General features: G+C 39.5%; 10 protein-coding genes and 1 pseudogene. 5 read left to right on the top strand and 6 right to left on the bottom strand.

Going from position 1 to position 12,984, the window contains the following annotated elements; all coding sequences use genetic code 11:
• Positions 1–325, top strand: a pseudogene (locus tag N518_RS0109385) (IS4 family transposase); the annotation flags it as partial.
• 611 nt (positions 326–936) lie between these two features.
• Here N518_RS0109385 and N518_RS0109380 read toward each other — a convergent pair.
• Both N518_RS0109380 and N518_RS0109375 read right to left on the bottom strand, forming a co-directional pair.
• Complete coding sequence (locus N518_RS0109380) at positions 937–2,319, bottom strand: amino acid permease (protein ID WP_017401211.1); 1,383 nt, start codon at positions 2,317–2,319, stop codon at positions 937–939.
• A 148-nt stretch (positions 2,320–2,467) separates the two neighbouring features.
• Entirely contained in the window at positions 2,468–4,189 is a 1,722-nt protein-coding gene (locus N518_RS0109375) for an alpha-keto acid decarboxylase family protein (protein WP_017401212.1), read from the bottom strand.
• Positions 4,190–4,325: 136 nt separating this feature from the next.
• Here N518_RS0109375 and N518_RS0109370 point away from each other — a divergent pair, with 136 nt between their 5' ends.
• Entirely contained in the window at positions 4,326–4,805 is a 480-nt protein-coding gene (locus tag N518_RS0109370; protein WP_005025307.1) for an Lrp/AsnC family transcriptional regulator, read from the top strand.
• A 104-nt stretch (positions 4,806–4,909) separates the two neighbouring features.
• Here the strand turns inward: N518_RS0109370 and N518_RS0109365 are convergent, their stop codons facing one another.
• Positions 4,910–6,442, bottom strand: coding sequence for a pyridoxal phosphate-dependent decarboxylase family protein (locus N518_RS0109365; RefSeq protein ID WP_005025304.1), 1,533 nt, complete (start codon positions 6,440–6,442; stop codon positions 4,910–4,912).
• Between the two features lie 3 nt (positions 6,443–6,445).
• Positions 6,446–7,819, bottom strand: coding sequence for a diaminobutyrate--2-oxoglutarate transaminase (locus N518_RS0109360; protein WP_005025302.1), 1,374 nt, complete (start codon positions 7,817–7,819; stop codon positions 6,446–6,448).
• A gap of 469 nt (positions 7,820–8,288) precedes the next feature.
• Between N518_RS0109360 and N518_RS0109355 the strand changes: the two genes are divergently transcribed.
• Positions 8,289–8,990, top strand: coding sequence for an SIMPL domain-containing protein (locus N518_RS0109355; RefSeq protein WP_026444182.1), 702 nt, complete (start codon positions 8,289–8,291; stop codon positions 8,988–8,990).
• A gap of 371 nt (positions 8,991–9,361) precedes the next feature.
• Here N518_RS0109355 and N518_RS0109350 read toward each other — a convergent pair whose 3' ends face one another.
• Complete coding sequence (locus N518_RS0109350; RefSeq protein ID WP_005404239.1) at positions 9,362–10,474, bottom strand: fatty acid desaturase family protein; 1,113 nt, start codon at positions 10,472–10,474, stop codon at positions 9,362–9,364.
• Positions 10,475–10,493: 19 nt separating this feature from the next.
• Positions 10,494–11,549: a flavin reductase family protein gene (locus N518_RS0109345; RefSeq protein WP_005025296.1), complete on the bottom strand. Its 1,056-nt coding sequence runs from the start codon at positions 11,547–11,549 to the stop codon at positions 10,494–10,496.
• 137 nt (positions 11,550–11,686) lie between these two features.
• On the opposite strand from N518_RS0109345, the gene fabR reads away from it, so the two are divergent.
• Together fabR and N518_RS0109335 are read left to right on the top strand one after the other, a co-directional pair.
• Complete coding sequence (gene fabR / locus N518_RS0109340) at positions 11,687–12,382, top strand: HTH-type transcriptional repressor FabR (protein WP_005025294.1); 696 nt, start codon at positions 11,687–11,689, stop codon at positions 12,380–12,382.
• A gap of 175 nt (positions 12,383–12,557) precedes the next feature.
• Positions 12,558–12,947: a hypothetical protein gene (locus N518_RS0109335; protein WP_005025291.1), complete on the top strand. Its 390-nt coding sequence runs from the start codon at positions 12,558–12,560 to the stop codon at positions 12,945–12,947.
• Positions 12,948–12,984: the final 37 nt, after the last annotated feature.

Raw genomic sequence — 12,984 nt, 5'->3', positions numbered from 1 at the left:
TGAAACCTTATTCAGTTGTCTCAAAGGACGCGGGTTTAATCTTGAAAATACGCGCTTGACAGACCCTAGACGAGTGAAAAAATTGATTGCGGTGTTAGCTATAAGCTTCTGTTGGTGTTACTTAACGGGTGAATGGCAACATGATCAAAAAAAAGCGATAAAAATAAAGAAGCATGGACGACTCTCAATGAGTTTATTTCGCTATGGTTTAGACTATGTTCAAATGGCGATTCAGCGTTTAATTGGTTTTGGGAAAAAAGAAGAGTTTAAGGAAATTTTGGCAATTTTAAGAAGGCAGAACCCTGATAGGATAAGGGTTCTGTGAAATTTGTCGTGTACAGAGAAAATTATATTAAAGAGATTGGGTCAAACATTTAATCCCGACATCTTATAAACTAGAATTAATTCTGTATCACTTTTATTAAGGTAGTTTTTCACTGTAATAGATCTATACAGATTCTGAGTTATCTTAAAAAATTTCAGTATGACTAATCTATAAAAGTTAGAATTGAGCTTTCTATATTTATAAGATGTGATATAGCTCACTACATAAATAGTGTACTAGCTAACAGATATTTAAGCCTAATAAGAATTTCATCAATGAGTCCCCTGCTATGGGAGTGCGATCAAGCAGAGCATTTGTATACCTTCTCCAGACCTATAAATAGAAATTTATAGATTGAAGTATTCTAATAGGCTCAGTTAAAAAAATTTTAAAGGAAAGTGATTAATACCTGAAATCTAAAAACTGGACCATTGGTTTATAGATTTGTCTTAAAATATTTATTGTTCATTAATTTATAGTTTTAACATAAAAATATAAAATCCACTTTAAAATCAGGACTTACTCCAGTTTTCAAATCTCCTCTTGAATTGAAAAAAAGAGATCATTCGATCTCTCTTTATATAGAAAACAAAATACTTAAATAACTGTTTTTAAGGATTAGGCTGGATCCCCCCAGTCAATATAACATTTCTTTTGCGATAATAGACAAAATACATAATGGCCAGTGCACTGAGCCATACAGGTGCCAAAATAACGGCTGAGCGCATATCTGGTGTCAGGCTCATGATCGTTAAAATGAAAAACATAAAAGCAATCGTTAAATAATTTGTCCAAGGACTGGCAATAGCTTTAAATGCAGTCAGCCTGTGTTGCTGCTTCATCACTTTTACAAACTTCAAATGAGTGACTGAAATCATAAGCCAGTTAATTACTAATGCAGCAACCACCAGCATCATAAGAAAACCAAACGCTTTTTCTGGAATAATATAGTTAATGACTACGCAAAGTGCAGTAATCGAACCGGATACAGCCAAGGCTGCGACTGGAATTCCACGATGATTCACTTTTTTTAGAAACTGCGGTGCATTGCCCTGTTCTGCCAGTCCGTGCAGCATACGACTATTACAGTAAATACAACTGTTATAAACTGAAACTGCTGCGATCATTACGACCAGATTCAAGACATTGGCTACACCATGATTATTTAAAGACTGGAAAATTAGTACAAATGGGCTCCCCCCTTGTGCCACCTGATTCCAGGGATATAAACTCAACAGAATACCGATTGCGCCAATATAAAAAATCAAGATACGGTAAACAATCTGGTTCGTAGCTTTTGGAATATTTTTCTCAGGATTTCGTGTTTCTGCGGCTGCAATTCCAATTAGCTCTAGTCCGCCAAATGCAAACATAATAGCTGCCATAGCCATTACCAAGCCAGAAATACCATTTGGGAAAAATCCGCCGTGCTGCCATAAATTGGCTATTCCGGCTTCTGGCCCAGCGGCACCTGAAAACAATAAGTAGGCACCAAAACCAATCATGCTCAAGATGGCAATAATTTTAATGCAGGAAAATAAAAATTCTGTTTCTCCAAAAAAATGGACATTAATAAAGTTAATGCCATTAATCAGTATAAAAAACCCCATTGCAGTAATCCAGGTGGGTATTTCAGGCCACCAGAACTGTATAAATGTTCCAATAGCACTCAATTCAGCCATGCTTACCAGTACATATAGAACCCAGTAATTCCACCCAGACATGAAACCTGCCATACGGCCCCAATATTTATTGGCAAAATAGCTAAATGAACCGCTCACAGGTTCCTCTACCACCATTTCTCCCAGTTGACGCATAATGAGGAAAGCGATGATGCCTGCAATTGCATACCCCAGTAAAACTGAAGGGCCAGCAAGTTTAATGGTTTGTGAAATTCCCAGAAATAATCCGGTTCCAATAGCGCCTCCTAGTGCAATCAGCTGTATATGCCGGTTAGAGAGACCTTTCTTCAATGTATTTTGATTTGTGTCCACAGTTTTATCTCCATTGAAGGCGTAATATCCTTTACACCCTTTATCATTGTTTAGAGAAATTAAGTCAGGAGCACCGAGTAAAAACCAGTGCTCCTCAAGGTCGGATTAAAATAATTTATAAAAAAATAACCGATTGATTTTTAAAAAATTAGAAAGATATTGCATTTTTACATTCTACATAGTGCTGTTGTGTTTTAAGTTTTTGGTAGCCGAAATTACCATAGTCATAACGCGCTACGACATCAGCAAATTTAAGCAGGCTCACCGGTGCATCCATTGCCGGTAATTTAAGTTCAATCAGGCTTAAACCATCATATGCCTCTACCTGATCTAACGCATTTTTTAGTTGGCCAGCGGTCTCGACCATACAGGTCTGATATTTTTCTTTACCATTGAACACCTGTACCAATTCAGTATATTTCCAGTTCTGAATATCGTTATAGCTGGCATTTTCACCCAGAATTAATCGTTCAATCGTATAACCCCCATTGTTGAGTACAAAAATAATGGGTTTGAGACCATAACGGATAATCGTAGAAAGCTCCTGCACTGTAAGTTGCAATGAACCATCGCCAATAAATAAAATTTGCCGACGTTTTGGTGCAGCGAGTAAACTGCCGAGTAATGCAGGTAAGGTATAACCGATTGAGCCCCATATAGGCTGGCAGATATACTTGGCAGTTACCGGTAAACGTAGCCCAGATAATGCTGTATTTGATGTTCCTACTTCACCCAGAATTACATCATCTGCTTTAAAGAAATTACCAATATATTTCCAAAGGATTTCATGCGACAGCTTCTGGTGTTCTGATACCTGAATTCGCTCAGTGGCTGGCGTCTCAAGTATAGGTTTAAGCGATTTTTTAGCTGTGACCCGTAGATTCAGTGCTGTCAGCAATTCGCCCATTTCAATTCCCGGGAAGTTTTTACGTGCGGTATTAACTTCATACCGTTTAATTTCAATATAGCTGTCTTTATTGATTTTATGTGAAAACATACCCGTACCAATATCGGTAAATCTGGCTCCGATTCCAATCAAGCAGTCTGAACATTCGATCAGATTTCTTACAGATAGTTGACTGGCCGCACCAACATACACACCTGCATAATGTGGCGATGATTCATCCATAATATTTTTAGCTGTGGGAAGACAGGCATAAGAGATACCTGTTTTGGCAGAAAGTTCAGCTAATAATGTTGTGACATTAAAAATATCGGCTTCATTATCAATTAGTAGAGCAGGTTTTTTTGCTTGAGATAAGTATTTAAATAATTCGTCTACTGCCTGTTCAAGTATTTCAGGATCACTTACCGGACGTTCCAGACACAGTGGTTGATCATCTATCTGAATCTTCACATGGGTAATATCGGAAGGCAGCTGAATATGTACTGGACGGCGTTCTAGCGCGCACTGGCGCAGTACCCGGTCAATTTCTGAAGCAGCATTAGCAGGTGTCAGACGGGTCTGGGCTACCGTAAACTCACGCATGCAATTCATGATATTGTCATAATTACCATCAACCAAGGTATGATGTATTAAAGCACCCTGAGTAACAGCATGCAGTGGTGGAATGCCTGAAATATGGATCAGGGGTACATTCTCTGTATAGGCCCCCGCAATTCCATTAATGGCGCTCAGGTCACCAACACCGTAAGTGGTGGCCAATGCAGAGAAACCATTAATACGCGCATAACCATCAGCAGCATATGCTGCGTTAAGTTCATTACAGTTACCAATGAATTCAATTTTCGAATCAGCTTCAATTTGTTCCAGATAAGATAGATTGAAATCACCTGGCACACCAAAAATATGCTTGATACCCAGTTCGCTTAACCGTTTATTTAAAAAATTACCGATTTCCATGAACATTTTTATCATCCTTCTCATCTATTTTTATTCCATAGAAAGATAATATTTCATCTAAAACTTATATTTCATGCATAATAGAAACGGATTTTAATAAAAATACATGATATGTGTATCATAAAGGAATAAGGTGCATATAATGGATAAATTTGACTGGCAAATCATTCAGGCGTTGCAGAGAAATGGCAGATTGACCAATCAGGAAATGGGTGAGCTTATTGGACTGTCAGCATCACAATGCTCGCGCAGACGGCAATTTCTAGAACAGAAAGGAATCATCATCGGGTATACCGCACGTATTCACCAGCAAGCCTTAGGCCTTGAAGTTACTGCAATGGTCCATGTAAATTTAAGAGTACATGAAGCCAAAAACCAGCTAGCATTTCAGGAGCTGATTGAAAGTGAAGAATGTATACAGGATGCTTTTTCTTTAAGTGGCGATGCAGATTTTATTTTAAAAGTAGTAGCAGAAAATCTGGAGCAGCTTTCGCACTTTGTGACAGAAAAATTATTATCTTGTGATTTTATTGGTCACATAAAATCTTACATTGTTTTGAAAAAATTTAAAGAACAGAATCACTTTATGCTCAAGAATAAAGTTCCCTCCTATACTTCCTAAATTATTCTATGTGAAAAAATCTATTACGAGAGAAACTCCAGGTTATTAATTCACCATGATAAAAAGCCGGTATCATAGACACCGGCTTTTTATAGGAACAATGTTTAGGCAATCGGCGGAGTATAACTACCCTGCTGAATTGATTCCTTGATTCGGTCAGCTTCGGCTAAAACCAGATCAAGTAAATTCTTTACATTTTCTAGTGTTGCTACCGGGCTCAAGGTCGTCATTTTCAGAGACTGTACCTGCCCCACTTTAGTTACGCCAATATTAGCTTCACCGCGGGCAAACAGCTCATCTGCTACATTCTGATTCAATGCATCTAAAAATTCAGCTGGATATCCTGCTGGAACAACACGGAACAATACTGATGCGAATTGTGGTTCAACCAGAAGTTCCAGACCATCAGTTGCTTTGATGTAGTCTGCTACTTCACGTGTCAATTTCACGCCATGATCAATCATTGAACCATAAAGCTCTTCACCCAGTGCTTCAACCGTCATCCATAATTTCAACGCATCGAAACGACGTGTTGTTTGTAAAGACTTAGACACCAGGTTCGGCACGCCATGCTCTTCATCATAAGCTGAGTTCAGGTATTCTGCTTCATAGTGCATGAAACGGTAGTTCGCTTCATCTTTAAGCAAAAACGCGCCACAAGAAATGGTTTGGAAATAATGTTTATGAAAATCGAGTGTCACAGAATCAGACAACTCGATACCATCTAGCATAGAGCGATAATCATTAGACAGAATCAGTGCACCACCCCATGCTGCATCAATATGCATCCACGCACCATATTTATTGGTAATTTCACGGATCTGTTTTAAAGGATCGATTGCACCGGCATCGGTTGTACCTGCGGTTGCCACTACACATGCCACAATCTTGCCTTCAGACTGAAGGTGAGCCATGGTTTTTTCCAGTGCATCGACATCCATCTGGGCATTTTCGTTCACAGGAACAGTGACTACTGACTGGAAACCCATCCCCATCATTGCCATGTTCTTCTGCACAGAGAAATGTGCATTTTCAGAACAGATGACTTTGACATTACGCATTGCTTCTGCAGGAATACCATCACGCTGAACAGACCACGGATTACCGTTTTCATCTTTCCAGTTTTTCGCGATACAGGCATCACGCGCAAGTAATACGCCCATCAAGTTTGATTGTGTACCACCTGAGGTAAATACACCTGCCTGACCTGAACCATAACCTACTTTTTGGCGTAACCAGTCAATCAGTTGCACTTCCATCAATGATCCGGCTGGGCTTTGATCCCATGAATCCATTGACTGGTTAGTTGCATTGATGAGTACTTCAGCAATCTGGCTTGCCACCATAGTTGGGCAATGCAGATGCGCCAGCGAATGTGGATGGTGTACTTTCAGACTTTTATTCAGAAAAAGCTCAACCATACGTTCAAGCGATTTCTGTACACCCAACCCTTCTTTAGAAGGATGAAAGGCGATTGCTTCACGGAGTTCCTTGATACTGCCGCCAGTATACATTTTATCGTTTTGCAACCATGCTGCTACGGCTTTAGTCGCCTGTTCCATTGCTGACTCATAGTCAGCAATGGATTGAGCATCATTGCAGAGTAACGCTTTACGGTGTTCTGCAAAATCTACCATGAATTATGCGCCTCGAACTGCAACAAGAGCTTCAGCAACTGCTTTCTTAAAGCGAGCAATTACTTCTACACATTCTTCCTGAGTAATGATCAGCGGACAAAGTAAACGAATTACTGTACCGTTACGACCACCTTTTTCAAGCAACAGTTTATGATTAAAACACGCTGCCTGAATTGCAGCAGCCAGTTGACCATCAGCAGGATAAGCACCAATATGATTTGGCTGCTGGCGCTCGTCAACGATTTCGATACCGATCATCAAGCCGCGACCACGTACATGGCCGATACATGGAAATTCAGCTGCCAGATTTTTCAGTTCAGACTGCAAGAACTCACCACGATCATGAGCATTCTGTGCAAGATTTTGCTCTTGAATGACCTGAAGTGACGCAAGACCTGTACCCATGGCCAATTGGTTACCACGGAATGTACCAGTATGGCCTGCTGGCTGCCATGCATCAAACTTGCGCTTAATACCTAAAACTGCAAGTGGCAAGCTACCGCCAACTGCTTTAGACATCACCACAACATCAGGTTCAATTCCAGCATGCTCAAAGGCAAACATCTTACCTGAACGCGCAAAGCCTGCCTGAACTTCGTCCAGAATCAACACGATATTGTGTTTTTCAGTCACTTCACGAATCTTTTGCAGCCATTTAGTTGGGGCAACAACTACGCCACCTTCACCCTGAATTGCTTCAAGGATAACAGCCGCCGGCTTGGTAACACCACTTTCAACATCTTCAATAAACTGTTCAAAGTAATAAGTTAAAGCGTCTACGCCCGCTTCACCACCTAGACCCAATGGGCAACGGTATTCATGCGGATACGGCATAAACTGTACACCCGGCATTAAACCATTGACTGCATTTTTAGCAGACAGGTTGCCTGTCATGGCAAGTGAACCATGTGTCATGCCATGATAGCCACCAGAAAAACTGATAACAGAGCTACGACCAGTATAGGTTTTTGCAAGTTTAATTGCTGCTTCAGTTGCATCGGCGCCTGATGGACCGCAGAACTGTAAACAGTAAGCCTCCTGACCACCTGGCAGAGATGCCAGTAGTGCTTCAGTAAAAGCATCTTTTAAAGGAGTCGTTAAATCCAGTGTATGTAATGGAAGACCACTTGCAAGTGTCTCCTGGATACTTTGAATCACCGCAGGATGATTATGACCTAAAGCCAATGTACCTGCCCCAGCTAAACAATCAAGGTATTTTGTACCTTCCACATCGGTAACCCAGCAACCATGTGCTTGTGCGATCGCTAACGGCAATTTGCGCGGATAACTACGTACATTCGATTCCATCTGACTTTGGCGAGTCAAATAATATTCGTTGGTGGAATTGGTGGCAGGGTTTACAGAAGTAACGCTCATATCGGATTACCATCTCTGATAAGGGTAAAAGAAAATAAGTCTGGTGACTTTTGGTCCTTTGACTCGGTGCTTGTTAAGAATCTAGTGAAGACACAAGGTTTTAATATCTTATTACTAGGAGCGCGATGATACCTAATTTTTAAAGAAAAAAAACATTTTTTGTGTACTTTCATAACCGCGTTTTATTGGAAAAAACGTAGAGGTTAAGCACTAAATAAAATTATCTATTGAGTATGTGACACGCTCAAGAATTTACCAAATCAACTATACATAATGGTCAACTCATGATTACAAGCTATTACTTTTATAAAATACTGATAATAAAAAATTTATCCTTAAATATTTTTTATAAAATGCTGACTTGGCTATTACAAAGCCACTACGATTTCTTCAAAAATTCAACATTTGTTATCATTAATATATTTATATAAAGCAATAAAACTTTCTAAAACGAACAAAAGGCTCTCTCATGCGTTATCTTGCTCTTGCCACCTTAGTTACCACTGCTGCTCTTAGTACTCATATTTTTGCTCAGGAAAATGAGAAACTGAATTATAACCTGGTCAATATTCAGGCCGGAGCGAGCCGTCAAATTTCAAATGATGAAATGCATGCTGTACTTTTCATAGAAAAAAGTAGTAAACAGCCTGCCGAGCTTTCCACACAGATTAATCAGTTAATGAACTGGGCCATGAATATTGCGCGTAAATATCCGCAGGTTAAGGTAGAAACAGGTTCACAAACAACCTATCCGGTATATGACAATGATAGTCGTAAACTCAAAGAGTGGCGTGGTCGTGCAGAAATTCAGCTGGAAGGTACAGATTTTCGTATGACCAGCCAACTCATTAGTGAACTGCAGCAACAATTCCAGACAGAATCAATTAATTTTACGGTATCCGATGCGCAGCGCAAAAAAGTTGAAAATGAGCTGATGGTAGAAGCTTCCAAAAACTTTCAGCAGCGTGCACAGCTGCTCTCGCAAGCATGGAATAAAGGCTCATATAATCTGGTTAGTTTAAACCTGAATACCAATAATTATTTCCCCCAGCCTTTAATGCGCAGCAGTATGGTAAAATTTGCTACAGCTGAGGCTGCTCCTGTACAGGATGTTGCCGCTGGTGAATCTAAAGTTACAGTTAATGCTAACGGTACCATTCAGTTCAGATAATCTATTTTTTGCTAACACTGCCTGAAAGTTAATTTCTTTCAGGCATTTTTTTATACACTAACACCGGTTTTTTCTTTCTAGATATTAAATTTTAAAAATTCTTTTTACATAGAGACCAAGAAAACTAAGGCTTATATAAATATCTGAAAATTCCTATATTAACTTTAAAAAATATAAATAAATTAGAAAGTTATTAAAGGTTAATTCTTCATACTTCTCAATCCTGAGTATATTCATCAGTATTTTCTATTTACAGAAAATAAAATTTGAGTTTTAGAGAATAAGAAAGGCTATCTATTTAGATAGCCTTTGTGATAGTTAAGCAGACGCTTAAATTGGTTTTACAATATCTTGGTCTAACTGTTTTAACTTTATTTCTTAAAGGGAAAAGCATATTTAACAATACGCCCTACCACTTGACCAAACTGTTTGGCTAAACTGGCATTATTATAATTCAGACCAAACTTGTTACAGACTGCTTCAACCTTAGGCGCCATTTGACGGTAACGGCGTGCAGGTACGTCTGGAAACAAATGGTGTTCAATCTGATGGCTTAAATGGCCTGTTAAAATATGAAATGCTTCTGAGCCTTTAAGATTTGATGAGCCACGAATTTGACGCATATACCAATGGCCACGGCTCTCATCTTTCAGAACAGTTTTTGGAAAAACTTCCACATCCTTGGTAAAGTGTCCGCAAAAAATTACACTGAAGGTCCAGATGTTGCGCACACCATTCGCTACCAGATTACCTGTAAATACAGGTAATGCTGCTGGTCCGGCAATTAGCGGGAAAAATACATAATCTCGGAACAACTGTTTAGTAATTTTTTTCTGTAACGGTTTCCACTCTTCTTTAAACTCTTCTTTTGATTTGCGCTTCATCCAGACTTTACCAATCTCAAGATTCTGGATAGCGACACCCCACTGAAACAACAGGCAGAATGGAATACTATATAGGGGCTGTAATAAAAAGCCTGGTTTCCAGCGTTGTTCTGGAAATAAACGTAACAAGCCATATCCGATATCATCATCCATACCCTTAATATTGGTATAGGTGTGATGTTTATAGTTATGTGTCTGACGCCAGTTTTCAGAAGTCCCTACAATATCCCATTCATATTTCGGACCATTGAATTTCGGATCATTCATCCAGTCGTACTGACCGTGCATAACATTATGGCCAAGTTCCATATTTTCCAGAATTTTGGAAAGGCTTAACAAGCCAGTGCCCAGTACCCAAGCAGGTGGAAACCAGCCAGCAAACAATAGTGCACGTCCAGCTGCACCGGTATAGCGGATAGTTGAATAAATACGACGAATATATTTGGCATCTTTCTCGCCAATATCATCTAATACTTCCTGCTTGATGGCATCCAGCTCTTTGGCGAGCTGATTCATTTCATCTGCAGTTAACTCTCTATTTTTAGGATTTTTAAAAAACTGGTTTTTTATAGGTTTTGCTGTAGAAAAATTTACTGACATATTCATAATGCAAACTCACTCAAAGATCAATAACAAGGTCAGTCTGTGCGGAACTCACACAAAGTTTCAGCAGGTTTCCAGGCTCGGTACTTTCAGCACCATTCACAAGATTTCTAGTTGAACCTTGCACTTTGTTACATGCACATTTATTACAAATACCCATACGGCATCCATGTTTTGGTTTAAGGTTCATTTGTTCCAAACCTGCCAAAATAGACTGACCTTTTGGGATGGCGACTGTTTTCTCGCTTTGTAGCAAAGTAATATTTACGAAACCTGTATCAGAAGAATCAGCCTGACTTAAACTGAATGCCTCACCTTTGAATAGCACTGCCTGACTGAATAGCTCTTCAGCCAGAGAGACAAAACCTGATGGACCACATGCGTATACCGCGCTCTGTTCAGGCTGGCTTACCAAAGATAAATGTTCAGTATTTAAACGCTGATCTGTCTGCTGAGTATAAAAAATCTGGAAGCTGAAATTTTCATTTGTCTCAGCAACTTTTTTAAAGTTTGCTTCAAAAGCTGCATCTTCATAATCTTTAACCCAATACAGCAACTGAACTTTAGCTAGAGCATCAGGCTGCTTTGCCCACGTTTCAATCATGCTTAACATTGGTGTAATACCACTACCGGCTGCCAGCAGCACCAAATTTGAAGCTTCGGGTAATATCATATCGCCATAGGGTTGGCCGAATTCGACCAGATCGCCTACTTGAGCATGTTTAGCCAGCCAGTTACTCACTACGCCCTGTTCAACCTGTTTTGCAGTTAATAAGACATGCTGCTCATCTATACGATGCAGGCTATAACTACGTTCATAACGTCGCCCATCTATTTCTATAAATACGGGATGATGCTGACCCGCCTGCCCCATACGAAAATGTCGGTTACACTTTATTTTCAGACTGAATATGCCATTTGCCGCTTTTTCTTTATGCACAATCTGTCCTAATGACTGGTTAACTGACCATAAAGGATTTAGTTTCTTTAGCCAGAAATTTGCTGCATCCGTATCGAATACGGAACTAGTTAAAAAGGATAAAGGCGAATGTTGCTTTTTTAGAGCTTGCATAGTACATCTGAACTCTGTGGTTTTTAATTATTATACACATGTATATACATTTGTATATAAGTTTATCTGCTGTATTCGTTTCACAACGTTACGCTCTACCGCTATAATAGAATCACTCTTTCAATGTATTGAAATATATGAGCGCATCTTCAATTTCGGCCGAACTAGAGCTAGATACTCATGCAGAAACTGTTCTGCATGAAAAAATGCCTGTACGTACGGTCGGGAGAAAAGCAACCATTACCAAGGAAGAACTGTTTCAGGCGGCTTTAAATCTGATTGGTCCACAAAAAAGTATTTCTTCTTTAAGTCTGCGCGAAGTTGCGCGTGAAGCAGGAATTGCACCTAACAGTTTTTATCGGCATTTCAAGGATATTGATGAACTGGCAATTGCCCTGATTGAACGTTCGGGTATTGTATTACGTCAGATTCTACACCAGGCACGTCTTAAGGCTCTGAAACAGAGCAGTATTATTCGAAGTTCAGTGAACGTATTTATAGAGCAGTTAGATGCAGATGAAGGTAACCTCAGCCTGCTATTACGCGAAGGTTATACCGGTTCACAATCTTATAAGGCAGCAGTTGACCGACAGCTCAACTTTTTCCAGCAAGAACTCCAGGAAGATCTGGTGCGACTGGAACGCTTAAATCATAGCAATATGGCACATCCAGATATAGCAGCAAAAGCTATAACACAGCTGGTGTTTAATATGGGTGCACAGGTTATTAATTTGCCATCAAGTGACCGGCAGGAAATTGCCGAGCAAACTATGATCATGATCAGAATGATTCTTGAAGGTGCCCGTCATCTGGATGAATCAAAAATTCGATAATCTTTTTATAGAGCAGTGAAAATAGCGGCTAAATAGGCCGCTTTCTTCTTTCCGAAAATTCAGTTTAAGTCTGGTTATTTAAAATATTTACTGCATTTATTTACGCTTTCCTTGTAGTTGTTTGCGGTAAAAACAGCTATAAAAAATCCATCTGGTGAGTTTTAAAGGAGCTGAAATGCGCCTGATCAATACTTTCCCTAAACTTCGGCAGCAGTATATACAACTGGATTTATCTCAGCCTCAATCCTGTATTTTAGAAACTATCCATCAAAACTGTGAGAAATTTGACGCAGATATTATTGTTGCTTCTGAACAGGAGGCAGATTATGCCCTGTCCTATGCCTATATTAATCCTTTTATAGCTATAGCCATCAAACGGCCAGCATTAGAAGCAGTTAATTTAGCAACCCTTCCAGCCCGATCACATGTCTGGGTGTATGTAGATGCAGCTCATCCTGCCTATGCAGGTCTAAAGAACCGTTATCGCATGCTAAATAGTGAATATGAATTTGACCATGAAATAGAGCAGCTGGGGCGTTGCCTGTTTCAGTTACCTCAGACATAAATACAAAATACTTATACAAAGAAAGAGCCTCTACCAA

The organism is Acinetobacter sp. UNC436CL71CviS28 (assembly GCF_000620525.1).
Lineage (GTDB): Bacteria > Pseudomonadota > Gammaproteobacteria > Pseudomonadales > Moraxellaceae > Acinetobacter > Acinetobacter radioresistens.
This window is presented reverse-complemented; position numbering and strand designations above follow the sequence as displayed.

Bases quoted from the DNA above. Each gene is read 5' to 3' on its own strand.
- N518_RS0109355 (WP_026444182.1), top strand. From the start codon at position 8,289: ATGCGTTATCTTGCTCTTGCCACCTTAGTTACCACTGCTGCTCTTAGT.
- N518_RS0109375 (WP_017401212.1), bottom strand. From the start codon at position 4,189: ATGTTCATGGAAATCGGTAATTTTTTAAATAAACGGTTAAGCGAACTG.
- N518_RS0109365 (WP_005025304.1), bottom strand. From the start codon at position 6,442: ATGGTAGATTTTGCAGAACACCGTAAAGCGTTACTCTGCAATGATGCT.
- fabR (WP_005025294.1), top strand. From the start codon at position 11,687: ATGAGCGCATCTTCAATTTCGGCCGAACTAGAGCTAGATACTCATGCA.
- N518_RS0109345 (WP_005025296.1), bottom strand. From the start codon at position 11,549: ATGCAAGCTCTAAAAAAGCAACATTCGCCTTTATCCTTTTTAACTAGT.
- N518_RS0109370 (WP_005025307.1), top strand. From the start codon at position 4,326: ATGGATAAATTTGACTGGCAAATCATTCAGGCGTTGCAGAGAAATGGC.
- N518_RS0109360 (WP_005025302.1), bottom strand. From the start codon at position 7,819: ATGAGCGTTACTTCTGTAAACCCTGCCACCAATTCCACCAACGAATAT.
- N518_RS0109350 (WP_005404239.1), bottom strand. From the start codon at position 10,474: ATGTCAGTAAATTTTTCTACAGCAAAACCTATAAAAAACCAGTTTTTT.
- N518_RS0109335 (WP_005025291.1), top strand. From the start codon at position 12,558: ATGCGCCTGATCAATACTTTCCCTAAACTTCGGCAGCAGTATATACAA.